This is a genomic window from Stenotrophomonas maltophilia, from assembly GCF_006970445.1.
Classification (GTDB): domain Bacteria; phylum Pseudomonadota; class Gammaproteobacteria; order Xanthomonadales; family Xanthomonadaceae; genus Stenotrophomonas; species Stenotrophomonas maltophilia_AU.
In genome coordinates, this window is the sequence record NZ_CP033877.1 from 2,943,607 (window position 1) to 2,962,658 (window position 19,052).

Genomic DNA, 19,052 nt, shown 5'->3' on the forward strand with positions numbered 1-19,052 from the left:
CGACAAAAGCGTAAACTTATCGTTATGCGCCCCCTCGCCTACGCCCGCCTCCTGCTCAGCTGTTTCGTGCTGCTGCTGGCGTTGCAGGCACAGGCACGCCCGCAGGCGCCGGCCGCCGCCAGTGAGAGCGAGCCCCGACAGCTGACCGTGGCCGCGCTGGAACTGCCCAGCCGCGATGACGCGCAATGGAAGCAGCGCCGCGAGCAGGTTGCACAACTGCTGACCGAACTGCAGCCGGACGTGATCTCGGTGCAGCAGGTGCTGCAGCAGCAGGGCCGCAATCCGGCCTGCTGGCTGGCCAGCCGGCTGCGCTACAGCTGCGACTTCGTCACCGCCGACCCGCCCAGCCAGCCACTGCGGCATGGCAATGCGATGCTGACCCGGCTGCCGGTCAGCGAGGACGGTGTGACCCTGCTGCACCCTCCCGGCACCTTCAGTGCGGCCGGCATGATGCGCCTGAAGCTGGGCGAGGCGCTGGTCAACATCTATGTGGCGCGGCTGCGCCCGGACCCGGACGAGGCCACCGCGCGCCAGCACCAGACCAGCGACCTGATGACCTGGATCGGCGCCACCGCCGAAGGCATGCCCAGCCTGATTGCTGGCGATTTCTCGGCCAACACGGTGGAACTGGTGCGCAGCACCCCCGGATTCCAGCCGGCCCGGCGCAATCCCGGCGGCCGCGCCGAGGCACCGGCGGCCAGTGGCGGTGGCAGCAGCGGCCATGGCCTGGATGTGCTGTTCCAGGTCAAGCACTTCGGCGGCATCCGCCAGCAGCCGGTCCTGCTGCCGGCCGACGGCGACCTGCCCGGGCTGCGCCTGGGCGTGATGGCAACCCTGCGCCTGCAGGGCGATACGGCCACCGCGGAATAGGTAGTGCCGGCTGCTGGCCGGCTCCCCCGGCACCACACGGTTGCCGGCCAGCGGCCGGCACTACCGAGTGACTGCTGCAACAGAAAAGGCCGGGGTCTCCCCCGGCCTTCTCACTTCATCCCGTCACGCGATCAGGCGATCGCTTCCTGGTAACGGCGCTCGACTTCATTCCAGTCGATGACGTTGAAGAACGCGCCGATGTATTCCGGACGGCGGTTCTGGTACTTCAGGTAGTACGCGTGTTCCCACACGTCCAGGCCGAGGATGGGGGTGTTGCCTTCCATCAGCGGGCTGTCCTGGTTGCCGGTGCTCTCGACCACGACCTTCTTGTCCGGGGTCACGCTCAGCCACGCCCAGCCGCTGCCGAAACGGGTCAGCGCCGCCTTGGTGAAGGCATCCTTGAACTTGTCGAAACCGCCCAGGTCCTTGTCGATGGCCTTGGCCACGTCGCCCACCGGGTTGCCACCAGCGTTCGGGGCCATCACGGTCCAGAACAGCGAGTGGTTGGCATGGCCACCACCGTTGTTGCGCACCGGGCCCTGCAGGTTCTCCGGCAGCGACTTGAGCTTCTTCACCAGCTCTTCGACCGGCAGGTCAGCGTACTCGGTGCCTTCCAGCGCCGCGTTGACGTTGTTGATGTAGGTCTGGTGATGCTTGGTGTGATGGATTTCCATCGTCGCCGCATCGATATGCGGCTCCAGCGCGTCGTAGGCGTAGGACAGCTTGGGCAGGGTGTAGGCCATGATGCATCTCCTGATTGCGAGGGCACCCGACGATGTCGGGCGGTGCGCGGTGAATGATGGGGACAGACCGCCAGATTACCAAGGGGGATGTAAAGGAAATTGCGTCCTGCCAGTGAGCACGACGGCAATTGTTACGCAGCAGTGACGCGGCGCCCTCCTCATACACCATGCAGCGCGCAGGCGCTACAGTGCGTCCACCACCCTCGCCCGCCCCTGCCCATGCGCAACCCCCGGCTGCTGATCACCGCCATCGCCCTGCTGCTGCTCGGCCTGGTCGCCAACCATTTCCTGCAGCGGCCGCCGGCGCCACAGTTCGCGCCCGATCTGCAGGGCACGCCCGCCGCGCGCGCGCCGGCCACCGCCTCGCCCGGCAAGGACAGCGGACTTCCCGCGTTCCTGCCCGCCGAAGCACGCGCGACCATCGCGCTGATCCAGCGTGGCGGCCCGTTCCCGCACCGGCAGGACGGCAGCACGTTCGGCAACCGCGAGCAGCAACTGCCGCAGCGCGCACGCGGCTACTACCGCGAATACACCGTCGATACCCCCGGCGCGCGCACCCGCGGCACGCGCCGCATCGTCACCGGCGGCGATCCGCCGGAAGCGTGGTACTACACCGATGACCATTACGCGTCATTCCGCAGCTTCACCGTACCGGCCCAGGGAGCGCAGTGATGAGCCACGATGATTTCGGCCTTGGCCTGCACGACATCAACAATGCTGGCGTCTATGCCATAGACAGCGGCGACATCGACGCACTGGCCGCTGCGATGCGCGATGCCGGCCTGAAGGTGATCCGCATCGACCTGGAGAGCGTGGCGGACAAGCGCACCCTGCTCGCCCGGCTGGCCGCACAGCTGGATTTCCCGGCCGGTTTCGGCGGCAACTGGGATGCACTGTCGGACAACCTGCGCGACCTGCAATGGCTGCCGGCCAACGGCTACGCGCTGTTCCTGGCCGACGTGGATGCGCTGCGCGCCGGCGCGCAGAAGGACTTCGACACCCTGCTGGACGTGATGGACGAAACCAGCCGCGACTGGGTCGGCCGCGACGTCCCGTTCTGGGTATTCCTGTCGCAGAGCGCGTAAGGGCAACGCCCTGGTAGAGGCCGACCTTGGTCGGCATGGGCGTGTCCCCGCATGGATCATCCACGCATGGCGTGGATCTACCCGGCGCAGTTGAATGCACAGTAGATCCACGCCATGCGTGGATGTGCCGTCCTAGCGGCTCCCGTTGTCTTCCTGCAGTTCCTTCTTGAACGGGATGTCCGGCGGCGGTCGTGCCACGGCCGGCTGATCCTGCATGTTGGGGTTGGTCAGGCCGCAGCCGCCACCGGCCTGCAGGATCGAAATGACGCAGGAGATCTTCGAGTTGGTGCCCGGCAACGGAATCTCCATCGCCTTGACGCCCTTGCGCACCCATTCGGCCAGCAACGATTCCTGCGGCACCCAGTACTTGTCGAACGAGGTGGGCGTGTAGTCGTAGGGCGGGCGCTTCAGCCACGTGCCGGATTGCGCAATGCGCTCCTTGCTCCAGCCGTCGTTTGCCCCACCGGGCGCACCGCGCTCGGCATGGCCATCACCTTCCTGGCCGGGCACGCGCACGCTGCCATCGGCATTGAACAGGCCATCGCCCTTGCCGGTAGTGCTGGCCTGGCGGGCGCCACTGCTGGCTCCGTCGCGGTTGCGCCTGGAGGAACCCCAGTCGTCGCCCTTGGCAGGCGTGGCCCAGTTGCCTGGATTGGGTGCCGGACGCGCTCCCGCGTTTGCCGGTGTGCTGCTGGATGCCGACGGACGCGTGCTGCTGCTCGCCTGCGTCGCGCTGCCATGGGCCGCGGTCGCAGGCGCCGCCGTGGCACTGCCACTGGAGGATGCCGGTGCCGCGGCAGGTGCCGAGGCCACTTCGCGTTCCCGCACCTGCACATCACGGCCAGTCGGCGCACGCACGGCGGGCTCACGCCCGGCCACCGCCGCCATCCGCACCTGCGGATCGGCCACGGCCTGCACTTCACGTTCGCGTACCCGCACGTCCTGCTGCGGCACGCGCACCTGCATTTCGGCGCTGCGCAGCGGCTGTGGCGCGACTGGCGCATCGACCGTGCTGACTTCGCGTTCGCGCACCTGGATGTCACGCACCTGTGGCGTGCGCACGGCCAGCTCCGGACTGCGCACCTGGGTCGGTGTCGGCGGCGCCTGCACCGGTTGCACGCTGCGCTCGCGCACGCTGGGCGTGCTGTCACGTGGCACGACGCTGACTTCGGTGCGCGGCACGCTGACCGGCGGCACCACGAAATCGGTGCTGGCCTGTGCCACTTCGGTGGCCTGGACCGGTGAAGGCGGCGGCGCGGCAACCGGCGCCGGCTCGGCTTCGGCCGGTGGCGGTGGAACGCTGGCGGTCGGCGCGGATGCAGGGGATGAGGCGGTGGCTTCGGCAGCGACCGGACGTGGTGCAGGGGCCGTGGCAGCGCCCGCTTCCTGGCCCGTCGCAACCCGACCCGCCGCCGCAGCCGCAGCCGCTTCGGCGCCCGGTTGATCGCCACCGCCTTCCTGGGTGGCGCGGCCGACGAACTCCACCTGCACGCGCTCGCCCTCGGCACCCTCTTCTTCCGGCGCGGTGGTGCGGATCACCGCCACCCACAGCAGCAGCACGAAGAACAGCAGGTGCAGCAGTGCGCTGACCAGTACCGAGGTCCAGCGCATCCAGCGCTGGTCGCGCGGCGCAGCGTCCCAGTCCTGCCAGAACAAACGGCGCAGCGCCTGCCACGGCGACAGCCGCGGCGACTGGCCTGGCGGGCCGGGCAGCGGGCGCGGCAGGAAAACTGCGATCACGTCGCGGGCATGGAACGGCCGCTGCAGCGGCGCCAGCGAGCGCAGCCACAGCGCCCAGCCATAGGGCAGGCGCGTAGTCTTCTCGAGGACGGCGCGGGGCTGCTGGCGCGCCAGCAGCAGGTCAATGAGTTGCTCGGCCCGGGTCAGAGGCACGCGTCAGCGATCAGGCGACGTTGCCGCGCGGAATGTACGGCGCGTGGCCGCTGTCGTGGTCGGTCGCGTCGCGCACGGCGGTCACGCCCGGCACGCGGCCCATCAGGGTCTTTTCAATGCCCTGCTTGAGCGTCACGTCGGCCATGCCGCAGCCCTGGCAGCCACCACCGAAGCGCAGCAGCACCACGCCGTCGGACGAGACTTCCTGCACGGCCACCTTGCCGCCATGCGAGGCCAGCTGCGGATTGACTTCGTTCTCCACCACCCAGTGCACGCGCTCGACCAGCGAGGCCGCATCGCCGGGCGCTTCACCCTTGATGCGCGGCGCCTTGATGGTCAGCTGCTGGGCACCGGCGGTGCCGGCGACAATGTCGATCTCGGCGCCATCGAGCCAGCCAACGCTGCCGGAATCGACATAGAGGGTGAAACCATCGCAGTCCACCGCCCACTCGTCACCGAGCAGGTCGGTCGGTTCGGCGAATTCCAGCCGGGCATCGGCGCGCGGGGTACCGGGGTCGACCGCGCTCAGGCGCACGCCCATGCCGGGCACGCCCTCGCGTTCGATCAACTTGCGGAAATGGGTCTGGGCAGTGTCGGAGATCTGGATCATCAGGCTATTCTAGCCAAGTAAGCGTCAGCCGCTCATTCGGTTTATACACCGTCCGGCGCATTGTTCAGTCAACACGAGGTGGAGATTCCCATGGCCGACCTGATTCCACTGGCCCAGGCCCGTTGCGTGCCGCGCAAAGGCAGCGACCACAAGCTCGGCGAAGCCCGCCTGGCCGAACTGCTGCCGCAGATTCCCGGCTGGGAGCTGAGCGAGGGGGGGCAGGCCCTGTTGCGCACCTTCCGCTTCAAGGATTACTACGCCACCATGGCCTTCGTGAACGCGCTGGCCTGGATTGCCCACCGCGAGGACCACCATCCGGACCTGGGCGTGCACTACGACCGCGCGGTCGTGCGCTTCTCCACCCACGACGTGGGTGGCCTGAGCGAGAACGACTTCATCTGCGCGGCAAAGACTTCGGCCCTGACGGAGCAACTGCCATGAACGTACGTTTGCTGAGCCTGTCCCTGATCGCTGCGACCGGCCTGGCCGGCTGTGGCGCGTCCGAACCGCCGGCACCACCACCGCCCGCACCGACCGAAGTCGCAGCGGTGAAGACGCCGCCGCCGCAGTACCCGCTTGAGCTGGCCTGCATGGGCGTGGGTGGCACCAGCACCTTCAAGGTGACCATCGGCACCGACGGCAAGCCGAGCGAGGTTGCCCTGCTCACCGGCGCCGGCAACCCGCAGCTGGACGAACTGGCCAAGACCGCCGTGCAGGGCTGGCAGTTCAATGCCGCCACCCGCAACGGCCAGCCGGTGCCGGCCACCATCCAGGTACCGGTCAGCTTCAACCCGCCGCAGCCGAAGCCAGACCAGTGCTTCGCCATCGAAGAACGCCTGCGCCGCGGCGGCTGATCGCGCGCACCCCGACGAGGCCAGCCGACGCCCGCCTCGCCCTCGCCGCCCCGGCCCTGACCGGGGCGGTTGTCTGTTGACCAGGACCGCGTCGGTAGATGCTGCAGATTCCCCCCGAAAACATCTGGATCGCGCTGGCCGTCACTCTCGCGGCCGGCCTGGCCACCGCGATCGGCAGCCTGCTGGTGCTGTTCTCGCGCCGCCCCAACCCGCGCCTGCTGGCCTTCGGCCTGGCCTTCGCTGGCGGCGCGATGGTCTACGTATCGCTGTCGGAGATCCTCAACAAGTCCATTGCCTCGTTCGCACTGGCCTATGGCGAGCGCACCGGCTTCACCTACGGCACCCTGGCCTTCCTGCTGGGCGTGATCGTGATCGTGCTGATCGACCACTTCATTCCGAACCCGCATGACAGCCTGGACAAGCAGGACCCGGCGTTCCGCGAGAACAGCCGCGAGTACCTGAAGCGCGTCGCCCTGCTGACCTCGATCGCGATCACCGCGCACAATTTCCCGGAAGGGCTGGCAACGTTCTTCGCGACGCTGGAAAGCCCGTCGGTGGGCATGCCGCTGGCCTTCGCCATCGCCATCCACAACATTCCGGAGGGCATCGCGATCGCGGTGCCGGTGTACTTCGCCACCCAGAACAAGTTCTATGCATTCAGTGCCAGCCTGCTGTCGGGCCTGGCCGAACCGGTGGGCGCGGCGCTTGGCTACTGGCTGCTGTCCGGATCACTGTCGCACGCCACCTTCGGTTGGGTGTTCGGGCTGATCGCCGGCGTGATGGTGTTCCTGGCGCTGGATGAGCTGCTGCCGGCGGCCAAGCGCTATGCGAAGGGCCACGAGACGGTTTACGGGCTGGTGGCCGGCATGGGCACGCTGGCGATCAGCCTGGTGCTGTTCAAGTGGTGAACGGCCCAGAAGGGCGCATCCACGCATGGCGTGGATCTACCCAGACAAGGCAGCGGCCGGGCATGCCCCGGCGCTACCCGGTCATTGTCAGCGCAGGCGATCCAGCGCCTCGATCAGCTCGTCGGCCAGCGGCGCGTTCAACACGTATGGACTCTTGCCCGCGTCCAGCGCGAACTCCAGCGACGCCGCATGCAGGAACAGGCGCTTCAGCCCGATCTGCTCACGAAGCCGCTTGTTGACCGCAGGATCGCCGTATTTGTCGTCACCGGCCACCGGATGCCCCAGATGCTGGGCGTGCACGCGGATCTGGTGGGTACGACCGGTCTCGATGCGCACCTCGCAGTACGAATGACCACCGCGGCGCTCCAGCACCCGGAAGTGGCTGATCGATTCCTTGCCGATCGCATTGACCTGTACGTGGCGTTCGCCGCCCTGGCGCAGGCCCACGTGCAGTGGCGCGTCGACCGTCATCACCCCGTCGGGCATGCGCCCGGCCAGCAGGGTCAGGTAGCGCTTGCGGATGCCGGCGCCGTGGTCTTCACGCAGCAGCGCCTGCAGTTCGCTCAGCGCTGAGCGCTTCTTGGCCACGATCAACAGGCCCGAGGTGTCGCGATCCAGCCGGTGGACGAGCTCCAGGGTCTGCCCCGGGCGCAGGGCACGCAGGGTCTCGATGGCGCCGAAGCTGATGCCGCTGCCACCATGGCTGGCCACGCCGGACGGCTTGTTCAGGGCCAGCAGGCGGGCGTCCTCGAAGACGATGGCCTGCTCCAGGCGGCGCATGAACGCCTCCGGCGGACCGGCCTTGTCTCCTTCCTCATTGAGACGAACGGGTGGCACACGCACCTCATCACCCGCCTCCAGCTTGCGTTCGGCCTTGGCGCGGCCGCCGTTCACCCGTACCTGGCCGCTGCGCACGAGCTTGTAGACCAGGCTGCGCGGGGCGCCCTTCAGCTGGCCCAGCAGGAAGTTGTCCAGGCGCTGGCCGGCGCGGTCGGCGGGAACGGTGATCATGCGCACGGAAGGCTTGTCGCCAGCGGGCTTGGTGGGGTCTTGGGCAGTCATCAGGCTGTTTATTCTGTTACACTCGGGGGGCGAGATAAGGGATTGATTTCGTTGGAAGTTACTCAGGGCCAGAAGCCCAGCTTCCGACGAATCCGGCACAGTGCGCGACCACCGCCCGCGGGGCGGCCATGTTAGCGGCTCACCGGCCTTCCCGGCCATCGCCGGATGCCTGACACGCAACCGTGCTGAACATGTCCCGCGTGGCGCTCCAGCCTGGCTGACAGCTGCCTGCGGCCTGTAACACCCCAAAACCCATAAGAGTGAAGCGCTCCCGCGGCCTGCCGTGGTGTCGTAGCGCTGGAAACCCAAGCCGCCCTCCCCGCGCTTGCGCGAATGGGCGGCGAGCCGTGTCCAGAGGCGAAACCCCATGGCGTTCCGCGCGGTAGCCGCTTGCGAGGAACGCAACAATGAAGCGAATGCTGATCAACGCCACGCAGGCTGAAGAGCTGCGTGTTGCCATCGTGGATGGCCAGTCGTTGTATGACATCGACATCGAACAGCCGTCGAAGGAACAGAAGAAGTCCAACATCTACAAGGGCCGGATCTTCCGCATCGAGCCCTCGCTGGAAGCGGCCTTCGTTGAATACGGTGGCGGCCGCCATGGCTTCCTGCCGCTGAAGGAAATCTCCCGCGATTACTTCCAGGCCGGCGTCGACCACAACAAGGCCGGCATCCGCGAACTGCTGAAGGAAGGCCAGGAGATCGTCGTCCAGGTCGACAAGGAAGAGCGTGGCAACAAGGGCGCCGCCCTGACCACGTTCATCTCGCTGGCCGGCCGTTACATGGTGCTGATGCCGAACTCGCCCAGCGCCGGCGGTGTCTCCCGTCGCATCGAAGGTGAAGACCGGGCCGCGCTGAAGGATGCCCTGGACAAGCTGAACATCCCTGACGACATGGGCGTGATCATCCGTACCGCCGGCGTCGGCCGCGATGCGGAAGAGCTGCAGTGGGATCTGGACTACCTGCTCAATGTCTGGCGCGCCATCGCCGAAGCCGCACTGAGCAAGCCAGCCCCGTTCCTGATCTACCAGGAATCGCGCCTGATCGTGCGCGCCCTGCGTGACTACCTGCGCGCCGACATCGGCGAGATCCTGGTGGACACCGAGGAGATGTACGAGCACGCCCGCGAGTTCATGCAGCAGGTGATGCCGCAGACCCTGCGCAAGCTCAAGCACTACAAGGACGACATCCCGCTGTTCAACCGCTTCCAGATCGAGTCGCAGATCGAAGGTGCCTACGAGCGCAACGTGCGCCTGCCGTCGGGCGGCTCGATCGTGGTCGACCAGACCGAAGCGCTGACCGCGGTCGACGTGAACTCCTCGCGCGCCACCAAGGGCAGCGACATCGAGGACACCGCGTTCCAGACCAACCTGGAAGCGGCCGAGGAAGTGGCCCGCCAGCTGCGCCTGCGCGACCTGGGCGGCCTGGTGGTGATCGATTTCATCGACATGGCCTCCAACAAGCACCAGCGCGAGGTGGAGAACCGCCTGGCCAACGCGCTGAAGTACGACCGCGCCCGCGTCCAGGTCGGCCGCATCTCACGCTTCGGCCTGCTGGAAATGAGCCGCCAGCGCCTGCGCCCGAGCCTGGGTGAATCCAGCCAGATCGTCTGCCCGCGTTGCGACGGCCACGGCCGCATGCGCAGCGTCGAGTCGCTGTCGCTGTCGATCATCCGCGTCGCCGAAGAGCATGCGATGAAGGAGAACACCGGGCAGGTGCTGGTCCAGGCCCCGGTGGAGATCGCCAATTACCTGTTGAACGAGAAGCGCAGCGCCCTGCGCGAGATCGAGCAGCGCCACGAAGCGCCGATCGTGATCGTCGCTGACGAGCAGCTGCACACCCCGCACTACACCGTCACCCGCCTGCGCGAGAACGAGCTGGGTGAAGAGAGCAACAAGCCCAGCTACCAGCGCGGCACCCCGCGCAAGCTGCCGGTGCACGCCCTGACCAAGGGCCAGCTGAACATCCCGCCGCCGGCGGTGACCCAGGTCAAGCACACCTCCCCCGCCCCGGTGCGCGAGGAAGCGCAGCCGGCCGCAGCCGCTCCGGCTCCGGTCGTGGCAGCGCCGGTGGCGCCGGCCCCGAGCGGCGGCGTGATCGGTTGGCTCAAGCGCGTGTTCGGTGGCGAGCCGGCACCCGCTCCGGCTCCGGCCGCCCCGGCGGCGCGCCAGCAGCAGGACGGTGGCCGCAAGGACCGCAACAAGGATCGCAACAAGGACCGCAAGGACCGTCGCGACGACAGCCGTGGCAACGGCGGCAACGGCAACGCGCAGCAGCAGAAGGACGGCGGCAACCGCAAGGACCGCGGTGAGCAGCGCAAGGACGGCCGCAATGGCAACAACGGCAATGCCCAGCAGCAGCCGCAGCAGGGCAAGCAGAAAGAGCCGCAGCAGAAGGATGGCCAGCAGCAGCCGCAGCAGCAGAACAAGCCGCGCAACGAGCAGCAGGGCCAGAACCAGAACCCGCAGCAGCCGAAGCTGAAGCAGCCCAAGCAGCCGCGCCAGCAGCAGGACGGTGACAAGCCGGCCGAGAAGCCGCAGCGCAGCGCCGCCGAGGCACCGGCCGAGGCCGTGACCGCGGCCGCAGCCGTGGCAGCTACGGCCGTCGCTGCCAACGTCGTGACCGCACAGGAAGCCATTGCGCCGGCGGCTCCGGTTGCACCGGCAGCCTCGGCTCCCGCGGAAGCCGCTTCACCGGTCGACACCGCTGCCAACGCCGGCAGCGAGGCCGAAGGGATTGTCGTGGCCGGTGAAGATGCTGCGCTCGACGCCAACGGCGATCAGGCCGGTGAAGGCGCGACCCGCCGCCGCCGCGGCCGTCGTGGTGGCCGTCGCCGTCGTCGTGGTGGCGCCGAGAACGCTGCCGGCAACGATGGCCTGGGCGATGACCAGGACGACGCGGACGACAGTGATGACGCCGATGTTGCTGATGTCGCCGAGCCGGGCTCCCACAGCGCTGCAGGGACCGCGCCCGTCGCTGCTGCGCAACCGGCCCGTTCGCAGCCGGAATTCGATTTCGATGACGAAGCCGAACCGACCGCTGCCGAAGCCGAAAAGCCGGTCCGTGCCGCCGCCGCTATTGTCGCCGCGCCGGTCGCGGTGGTGAGCAGCGCCGTGGTCGATGTCGCGGCGCCGATCGTGGCCGAGGTACAGGCCCCGATCGAAACCGCGGACAAGGCCGAACCGGCATCTTCGCCGGTGCAGACCAGCATGCTCGATGCCATTGACGCTGCGACCCCGGGCCAGCCGGTGGTGGCTGCGGCCCCGGTGGTCGAAGCGAAGCCGGTCGTGGTTGAGGCTGCCCCGGCCGTTGAAGCCACTCCGGTGGTCGACGTGAAGCCGGTCGTGGTCGAGGCTGCTCCGGTCGTGGAATCGAAGCCGGAGGTTGTTGCAGCGGCCCCGGTGGTTGAAGCCCAGCCGCAGGTCGTTGAGGCTGCCCCGGTGGTGGAGGCCGCTCCCGCGGTTGAAGCCAAGCCGGTCGTCGAGACCGCGCCGGTCGCCGAACAGCCGGTCGCTCCGGTGGCGGTTGAAACCGTGCCGGTGGAAGCTGCGGCCCCGGTTGCCGAGGCGGTGGTGACACCGTCGATCGATCCGGTTGCCGATGGCCACGCCGACTCCGCCGCGCAGGCCGCCGAAGCCAAGGCCGACGAAGAAGACGAAGACGCCGCCAAGCGCACGCCGCCGGCGAACTGATCTCGCCTTGATCGCGTAGAAAACGAAACGGCGGGGATCGATGATCCCCGCCGTTTTTGTTTGTGCCCCGGGCGCGTGCAGCGCTCTGGTAGAGGCCAACCTTGGTTGGCGCCGTTGATTCAATGCACGCGGACACGCCCGTGCCAACCAAGGTTGGCACCTACCAGAGCGCCATTGATTCAACGCACGCGGACACGTCCGTGCCAACCAAGGTTGGCACCTACCAGGACATCAGCGCGCCGGCGCGAACTGCAGCCGGGTCCACACGCCGTAGTGGTCCGAGGCCCAGCGACCGCTGTCATCGGGCTGGTCGAACAGGAGCTTGGCCTCACGCGCGACCATCTCGTCCTGCTGGAAGAAAATGTGGTCGATCCGCGAGGGTGCCTGGTAGTAGTGCCGGTTCAATGTACTGACCCCGGCCAGGTCGGTGTTGACGTGCACGCTGCCGTAGCTGTCGCCGTAATGGCTGCGCAGCTCGCTCAGGTCGCCTGCGTCCACCAGTGCGTTGAAGTCGCCGGCGATCACCACCGGTGCTCCGGCCGACGTTGCAGTGATGAAGCGCAGCAGATCCTCGACCTGGGTGCGGCGGATACGCTGGCCATTCTCGTCGCTGCGCTCGTTGAAATGGGTGGCATAGACGTTCACCGCCTTGCCGTCCACATCGATACGCAGATGGGCGACGGTCCGGTAGTCGTCCAGCGGTTGCAGCAGGTGCTCACCCCGGGCGAGGATCGGGCGTCGGCTCAGCAGCGCGTTGCCGTAACGTTTCGGCGCGCCCACCGGATCTGTGGACACGAACACGTACCTGTAGCCGAGCTGGCTGGCCAGCCACTGCGCCTGGTTGCGCACGTTGCGGCGCTGGATCACCTCCTGCAGCGCGATGGCATCGGGCTGCAGGCGCTTGAGTTCGGCCAGGATGGTGCGGCGGCGGCTCGGCCAGTCCTCGCGGTCGTGATGCAGGTTGAAGGTCACCATGCTCATGCCGGGCGCGGTGGCGACGTCAGCCGCTGCCACGGCGGTTGGCCCGGCCGCCATCACGGCGCCCGGCAATGCCAATGCAATGGCCAGCCCCAGGGCACGCACTGTCGTGCGCACCCCTGCCCCCTGCTGCTTCATCGCTACTGCCCCTTGCGCTCGGCGCGGCGCACCGCGCCAGGTACATCGATCTCGACCCGCGCCGGCAGCTGGTGCACGTGCAGTTCCTTGTTGATCCATTCGGCCGCTTCGCCGTTGATGGTCGCCTCGCCCGGATCACCGGCGTACGGCCACGGCAACACCACGCCACCGACCGGTGGCAACAGGCCCGGCTGCACCTCCAGCACAAGCTGCTTGTCGCTGCGCTGCAGGCGGTAGTTGAGCTGGCCCTGCGGCGTGCGCAGGCCCTGCACGGCGATGCCCTCGCCCTGCAGCCAGGCGGTCGGAATGCCGGCGGCCAACACCAGTGCATCGTCCATGTCACGGCTGTAGGCGAACATGTCCAGGGCCGAGCGCACGAAGTCCGACGCTACCCAGGCATGCGGCAGGTCACCGACGAAGAACGGCTTGCGTGGCGTGCGCGAGACCACTTCGGCCCACTGGTTCCAGGCCTGCGGCGCACGGTCCTTGAAGAAGAACTCGGTCGCCTGCCAGGCGCGATCTCGCCAGCCCAGGCGGACGAAGGCGGCCACGTTGCGCCACTCGTAGGGCGTGTAGTCCTTCCACTCGCGCTTGCCATCACGACGGGCCACGAACTCCTTCCAGTAGCGTTCGAAGGTGGCATCGAGTGCCTGCTGCGGAAGGCGCCCCTGTTCACCGCCCGGGGCCAGCGCGATGGTGGTCGAGGTCGCATCGAAATCGCCTAGCTCGGCCGAGCCCGGCAGGTAATCGATGTTGTGCTGCTGCATTGCCGACAGCAGCGAGGCCTGCAGGTCATCACGGAACTGGTCACGTGATTCGGCGATCTGCATCGCTTCGACCTTGCCCAGCTGGGCCGCCAGCGATGCCGCATCCTTGTAGCCGCGCAACGCCCAGAAATTGTCCCAGTACGAATGCATCGGCTTGGCCGAATAGCCTTCGTGGCTGATCGAGGCCGGCATCATCCCGTAGAACGCCGGATTGCGCGCCCGATTCTCGTCCGTGCGCTCGCTGGCGCGCAGCTGCTCCATGTAGTTGTAGGCGCCCTGTACATGCGGCCACATCAGTTCGGCGAAAGTGCTGTCACCGGTATAGCGCCCATATTCGGCAATGCTGTAGATCAGCTCGCCATGGCTGTCGTTCTCCGGCACCGGATCGCTGCCACGTGCATCGACACAACACGGCACTTTGCCATTTTCGAACTGATAGGGCGCGTACCAGTTGATGTAATCACGCACCGCATCACTGCGCCCCATGCGCAGCAGGCCCTCGGAAATCATCGCGCCATCGCGGATCCAGCTGCGCGCGTACGAGCGCGTGCCCGGCTGCAGGCGCGGGCCAACCCGCGAGATCAGCATGTGCGCCACTGCGGTGCGCAGGGTATCCACCAGAGCCTGGCCCGCAGCCGGTACCTGCAGCGAGACCACCCCCAGCTTCTGCCGCCACTGCTCTGCCACCTGTGCCTGCGCCTTGGCCACGTCCAGCGCCTGCGGCGCCCAGCCTCCGGTCTGCGGCAACACCACCGCCACTTCGCGGCTCTGGCCAGGTTCCAGCCTGATCGTATACAGCAGCGCACCGGACGCCATGCCGGTGCTGTCCTTCACTGCGGTGCTGGCCGGATATTTTCCGGAGGCCAGATGCATCGCGTCGAGCTTGCCATCGAACGTGCTGGCGAAGCGGGCATCCGGTACCTGCAGCGGATAGACGCGCGGCTCGCCGTTGATCCGCACCAGCTGTTCGCCCACATCCAGGGCATCGATGCGACTGAAGCCGCCGACGGTGTTGAGGAACTGGGTCGGCGGGTTGACCTGCCACGGGCGGATCGCCAGCGCCAGGGTGTATTCGTGCGCCACCTTGTCCGGATTGCTCAGCCGGTAGCGGGCGATCAACTGCGCGCGCTCCGGCGTGCCCTGCACGAAGCTGGTCACCGCCAGGCCGGCCTTCTCGTGCACCCAGTCGACATTGGCGATCGGCAGGTAGTGGTCCTGCAACGACTGGGTGATGGCCACCTTCGACCAGTCCAGCAGCTTGCCGTCAAGGCGGATGAACGGCTCGATGCTGAAGCTGCCCTTGGCCGGTTCCAGCGCACCGTCCTCGCTGATCAGCGCCTGTTCCTGGCCGCCATCGAGGCCGAGCAGGGTCCAGTACGGCTGTTCGCCCACATACGCGCGCGGCAGCGAGCCGCACGGCAGGTCGGCCGCTACCGAGGACAGGAACGCGTTCGGCGTGGCCGCGAAGGCCAGCGGCTTGAGCGCGATGTCACGGATGCCATAGCGCCAGTTCGGGCCATCCTGAAGATCGAAGCGCACGTAGCGCGCGTCGGTATCCGGCAGCGCCAGCCAGTCGCGGCCACCCGCGCCGCCGGTCACTTCGCGCACGGTGCGCCAGTCCCGGCCATCCTCGGACGTCCGCACGGTGTAGCGATTGGCTTCCAGGTTCGGCAGCCAGTCGATCACTGCCCCACCGATCTCGCGGCTCTTGTGCAGGTCCAGGCTGATGGTCTGCTGCTTGACGCCGCCACTGATCCAGAACGTATCGCCCTTGCCATCGATCATGCGGTCCTGCAGCGCGGTGGCGGTGTCGGCAATCACCGATGGCACCAGCGCCGAATCATCCTGCGGCGGCAGGCCCTGCAGGGTCAGTTTGTCGAAGCACACCGTGCCGCGGCCGCCAACCTTGCTGTAGATCGTGAACTCGACCGCGGCGCTGCGCGCCATCTCCTTCTCCGGCGATGGCCCCCACGCCTTGTCGATCTGGCGACGACGGTACTCGACCGGCGTCCATGCCTTGGGGAAGCTGTAGCCCGGACGGTTGACCCACCAGACGTTGTCGCCGCTGGCATCGATCAGCTTGAACTGCAGGTCGTTGCCCGGCGAATCACCGCGCAGCTGGAAGCCGAAGCGGTAGTTGGCCGGATACTCGATGTTCAGCGCACGGCGGATGCCGACGTAGCCCGACACCTTGTGGAAATCGTAGTCCAGGCACAGCGCGCGGCCACCGCCGGCACCGCTGACCGGCCGCAGCGAACCGCTGACCTGGTCGGACAGCACCAGCTTCCAGGCGCCGATGTCGTCGAAATCGTCCAGCACCTTCGGCGCCGGCAGTGCCGGTGGTGCGGCGATCGCCAGGGAGGTCCACAACAGGCCCAGTCCAACGGCGATCGCTCGCTTCATCCCTTGACGCTCCCCAGCAACAGACCTTGGATGTAGTAACGCTGCAGCACCAGGAACAGCGCCAGCACCGGAACCACGGTGACCACCGCGCCAGCCATCATCATTTCCACGTCCATGATGTGTTCGCGCGAGAGGGTGGCCAGCGCCACCGGCAAAGTGTAGTGCTCCTGGTCGGTCAACACGATCAATGGCCACATGAAATCGTTCCATGCGCCCATGAAGGTGAAGATCGCCAGGGTCACCAGCACCGGCTTGAGCATCGGCAGCACGATCTGGAAGAAGATGCGCAGCTCCCCTGCCCCGTCGATGCGCGCCGCTTCAAGCAGTTCGTCAGGGATCGAACGCGCGTACTGGCGCACCAGGAAGATGCCGAACACGCTGGCCAGCGCCGGCACGATCACGCCGCCGAAGCTGTTGACCAGGCCCAGCTGCTTCATCAGCAGGAACAGCGGCAGCATCGCGACCTGCGCCGGAATCACCAGCGCTGCCATCAGCACCTGGAACAGGCGATCGCGGCCGACGAAGTTGAGCTTGGCGAAGGCGTAGCCGGCCATGGTGTTGAGCAGCAGCGAACCCAGCGTGATGCCCAGCGACACCAGCAGGCTGTTGGCGAAGTTGCCGCCCATGCCGGTGCGCGCGAACAGCTCATGGTAGTTGTGCGTGGTGATGCTCGACGGCAGCAGCGGCGGCGGGAAATGACTGGCCTCGCCCTGCGGCATGAACGAGACCGAGAGCATCCACAGCAGCGGCGCCAGGCTGACCAGGGCCAGCACCAGCAACGCACCATTGATCAACCACGGGTACCAGCGCGACTGGCCGATTTCACGACTCATACCAACTGCCTCTTGCGGCCGAAACGCAGCATCACGGTGGTCACCGCCAGGATGATCAGGAACAGCAGGAACGCCACCGCGGAGGCGCGCCCCAGGTTCCACCACTTGAAGCCTTCCTCGAACATGAAATACAGCACGCTGACGGTGCTCTGCAGCGGGTCGCCGCGGGTCATGACGTACGGCTCGGCGAACAGCTGGAAGTAGCCGGACACGGTGATCACCCCGACCACCAGCAGCACCGGGCCGAGCATCGGCAGGGTGATGTGCAGGAACTGCTTCCAGCGCGAGGCGCCGTCGATGCGCGCCGCTTCGTACAGGTCATGCGGGATCGCCTGCAGGCCGGCCAGGAAGATCACCATGTTGTAGCCGAAGTTCTTCCACACCGCGAACAGCATGATGGTCGGCATCGCCCAGTTGGGATCACCCAGCCAGTCGATCGGACTGATGCCCAGATGGCCCAGGCCGTAGTTGACCAGGCCATAGCTGGTATGGAACAGGTAGCGCCAGATCACCGCCACCGCCACCAGCGTGGTCACCACCGGCGCGAACAGTGCCGTGCGGAACAAGGCCTTGAAGCGCGCGGCCGGCGCATTGAGCAGCATCGCCGCGCCCAGCGACACGCCGATCGACAACGGCACGCCGATCAGCACGAAGTAGGTGGTGTTCCACAGCGACTTCCAGAACATCGGCGTCTGCAGCAGGTCGATGTAGTTGCCCAGGCCGACGAAACGCAGGTTGCTGCTGTCGGCCAGTGCATAGAGGTCGAAGTCGGTCACGCTCAGCGCGAGTGCCGAGGCGACCGGCAGGCCGAAGAACACGCCCAGCACGATCAGCGAGGGGCCGGCGAAAATCCAGCCGGCCAGCGAAGTACGTTTCATTGCGCGCTCCCGGCGGCCACGGCGCTGCTCGATTGCGGCGACGGCGCGCGCTCCTGCAGGCGTTGTTGTTCATGCATCCAGCGGCGCTTGGCCAGCACCTTGTCCACGCGCTGGTCCAGTTCGGCCACGGCCTTGTCCTGCGGCAGGCCACCGCGCACCACCTTCTCGGTGACGATGCGCATTTCCTGCACGATGCGCTCCCATTCGAGCACCTTCGGCGTCGGCTTGACCCGCTCCAGCTGATCGCGGAACGCGGCTGCCAGCGGATCGTTGGCCAGCGACGGCGCGTTCCAGGCACTGCGGCGCGGCGGCAGGTCGCCGATTATGGAATGGAAGCGTGCCTGGATTTCCGGGCGCGACAGGAATTCGATCAGCTTCCAGGAGGCTTCCTTCTGCTGAGACTTGCGGAAGATCACCAGGCTGGTGCCCCCGGCGATGCCTGCACCCGGACCGTCCGGCCCTGGCAGCGCGGCGGTGCCCCACTGTCCTTCCAGTTCCTTCGGCTGCAGTTTCTTGAACTCGCGGATGTTCCAGGGGCCGGAGATGTAGAACACGTTGAAGCCGCGGAAGAATTCATCCCATACGTTGGAGATCTGCGTCTCGGACATCTTCGGCGCCCAGCCCTGCTCGAACATGTTGGCGTAGAAGGCCAGCGTGCGGCGGAACCCCGGGCTGGAGAAATTACCGCGGGTATCGTCGTCGCGCAGCAGCGGGTCGGGCTGCTGCAGGGCCAGCGACAGCTGCTGCTCGAACTCGTTGATCGGCATCAGCACCGCGTAGCGGTTCGGGCCCTGCATGCGCTTGATCGCCGCCATCTGCTCCTCCCACTCCGGCCACGTGCGCGGCGGATGGTCGTAACCGGCCTTGGCCAGCAGGTCCTTGCGGTAGTAGATCAGGCGCGTATCGACGTACCACGGCACGCCGACCAGCTCGCCGTGGATCACGTTGGTATCCCAGATGCCCTGGAAGTAGTCCTTCGGATCGACCACGGTGGAGCGCTGCACGAACGGCTGCAGCGGCGTCAGCGCGTCGAGTTCGGCGAACTCCGGCACCCAGGTATTGCCGAGCTGGCACACGTCCGGCAGGCCATCGGCGGCGAACGCGGTCAGCAGCTTCTCGTGCGCGGCAGTCCACGGGATGTTCTGCACATCCACCTTGATGCCGGGGTTTTCGGCCTCGAACTCGTGGATCAGCTCGCTGACCACCTCGGCTTCACGGCCCATTGCCCAGAAGCGCACAGTGGTGGTGCCCGGTTCGGTGCGGGCGCAGCCGGCCACGGCCAGTGCGGCCAGGGCAGGCAGCGCCCAGCGGCGCAGGCGGTCGATCCAGTTCGGCATC

General features: G+C 67.3%; 16 protein-coding genes. 7 read left to right on the top strand and 9 right to left on the bottom strand.

The window, feature by feature from the left end:
* The first annotated feature begins 24 nt into the window (after positions 1-24).
* On the top strand, positions 25-870 hold the full coding sequence (locus EGM71_RS13590) for an endonuclease/exonuclease/phosphatase family protein (RefSeq protein WP_188485345.1): 846 nt from the start codon (positions 25-27) through the stop codon (positions 868-870).
* A 131-nt stretch (positions 871-1,001) separates the two neighbouring features.
* Here the strand turns inward: EGM71_RS13590 and EGM71_RS13595 are convergent, their stop codons facing one another.
* Positions 1,002-1,613 (bottom strand): superoxide dismutase, encoded by a 612-nt coding sequence (locus EGM71_RS13595; RefSeq protein ID WP_005410310.1) that lies wholly within the window; start codon positions 1,611-1,613, stop codon positions 1,002-1,004.
* Between the two features lie 219 nt (positions 1,614-1,832).
* Between EGM71_RS13595 and EGM71_RS13600 the strand changes: the two genes are divergently transcribed.
* Together EGM71_RS13600 and EGM71_RS13605 are read left to right on the top strand one after the other, a co-directional pair.
* The gene (locus EGM71_RS13600) at positions 1,833-2,285 is read left to right on the top strand and encodes a ribonuclease domain-containing protein (RefSeq protein WP_014037810.1); all 453 of its coding nucleotides are present in this window, start codon (positions 1,833-1,835) and stop codon (positions 2,283-2,285) included.
* Entirely contained in the window at positions 2,285-2,698 is a 414-nt protein-coding gene (locus tag EGM71_RS13605) for a barstar family protein (protein WP_188485346.1), read from the top strand. Before EGM71_RS13600 ends, EGM71_RS13605 begins: the two co-directional genes overlap by 1 nt.
* A gap of 132 nt (positions 2,699-2,830) precedes the next feature.
* Here the strand turns inward: EGM71_RS13605 and EGM71_RS13610 are convergent, their stop codons facing one another.
* Positions 2,831-4,591, bottom strand: coding sequence for a hypothetical protein (locus EGM71_RS13610; RefSeq protein ID WP_188485347.1), 1,761 nt, complete (start codon positions 4,589-4,591; stop codon positions 2,831-2,833).
* 10 nt (positions 4,592-4,601) lie between these two features.
* On the bottom strand, positions 4,602-5,201 hold the full coding sequence (locus EGM71_RS13615; RefSeq protein ID WP_188485348.1) for an NfuA family Fe-S biogenesis protein: 600 nt from the start codon (positions 5,199-5,201) through the stop codon (positions 4,602-4,604).
* A 90-nt stretch (positions 5,202-5,291) separates the two neighbouring features.
* Between EGM71_RS13615 and EGM71_RS13620 the strand changes: the two genes are divergently transcribed.
* The 3 genes from EGM71_RS13620 to zupT all read left to right on the top strand — a co-directional run bounded on the left by EGM71_RS13620 (position 5,292) and on the right by zupT (position 6,963).
* Positions 5,292-5,642 (top strand): 4a-hydroxytetrahydrobiopterin dehydratase, encoded by a 351-nt coding sequence (locus tag EGM71_RS13620; protein WP_100440645.1) that lies wholly within the window; start codon positions 5,292-5,294, stop codon positions 5,640-5,642.
* Positions 5,639-6,055, top strand: coding sequence for an energy transducer TonB (locus tag EGM71_RS13625; protein WP_049429105.1), 417 nt, complete (start codon positions 5,639-5,641; stop codon positions 6,053-6,055). The genes EGM71_RS13620 and EGM71_RS13625 overlap by 4 nt, the downstream gene beginning before the upstream one ends.
* A gap of 98 nt (positions 6,056-6,153) precedes the next feature.
* Complete coding sequence (gene zupT / locus EGM71_RS13630; protein ID WP_014037815.1) at positions 6,154-6,963, top strand: zinc transporter ZupT; 810 nt, start codon at positions 6,154-6,156, stop codon at positions 6,961-6,963.
* Between the two features lie 87 nt (positions 6,964-7,050).
* Here zupT and EGM71_RS13635 read toward each other — a convergent pair whose 3' ends face one another.
* The gene (locus tag EGM71_RS13635; protein ID WP_188485349.1) at positions 7,051-8,025 is read right to left on the bottom strand and encodes an RluA family pseudouridine synthase; all 975 of its coding nucleotides are present in this window, start codon (positions 8,023-8,025) and stop codon (positions 7,051-7,053) included.
* A gap of 407 nt (positions 8,026-8,432) precedes the next feature.
* On the opposite strand from EGM71_RS13635, the gene EGM71_RS13640 reads away from it, so the two are divergent.
* The gene (locus tag EGM71_RS13640) at positions 8,433-11,717 is read left to right on the top strand and encodes an Rne/Rng family ribonuclease (protein WP_188485350.1); all 3,285 of its coding nucleotides are present in this window, start codon (positions 8,433-8,435) and stop codon (positions 11,715-11,717) included.
* A 231-nt stretch (positions 11,718-11,948) separates the two neighbouring features.
* On the opposite strand, the gene EGM71_RS13645 is transcribed toward EGM71_RS13640, so the two are convergent.
* Genes EGM71_RS13645 through EGM71_RS13665 form a run of 5 tightly spaced genes read right to left on the bottom strand, consistent with a single transcriptional unit; the run spans position 11,949 to position 19,051 of the window.
* A complete protein-coding gene (locus tag EGM71_RS13645) occupies positions 11,949-12,833 on the bottom strand; it encodes an endonuclease/exonuclease/phosphatase family protein (protein WP_188485351.1) in 885 nt (294 codons plus the stop codon).
* Positions 12,834-12,835: 2 nt separating this feature from the next.
* Complete coding sequence (locus EGM71_RS13650) at positions 12,836-16,003, bottom strand: discoidin domain-containing protein (protein WP_188485352.1); 3,168 nt, start codon at positions 16,001-16,003, stop codon at positions 12,836-12,838.
* On the bottom strand, positions 16,000-16,836 hold the full coding sequence (locus EGM71_RS13655; protein WP_188485353.1) for a carbohydrate ABC transporter permease: 837 nt from the start codon (positions 16,834-16,836) through the stop codon (positions 16,000-16,002). The genes EGM71_RS13650 and EGM71_RS13655 overlap by 4 nt, the downstream gene beginning before the upstream one ends.
* Entirely contained in the window at positions 16,833-17,714 is an 882-nt protein-coding gene (locus EGM71_RS13660) for a carbohydrate ABC transporter permease (protein ID WP_005410323.1), read from the bottom strand. Before EGM71_RS13660 ends, EGM71_RS13655 begins: the two co-directional genes overlap by 4 nt.
* Positions 17,711-19,051 carry a sugar ABC transporter substrate-binding protein gene (locus EGM71_RS13665; protein ID WP_188485354.1) on the bottom strand — a complete coding sequence of 447 codons (1,341 nt, stop codon included), beginning with the start codon at positions 19,049-19,051 and terminating at the stop codon, positions 17,711-17,713. The genes EGM71_RS13660 and EGM71_RS13665 overlap by 4 nt, the downstream gene beginning before the upstream one ends.
* Position 19,052 lies beyond the last annotated feature (1 nt).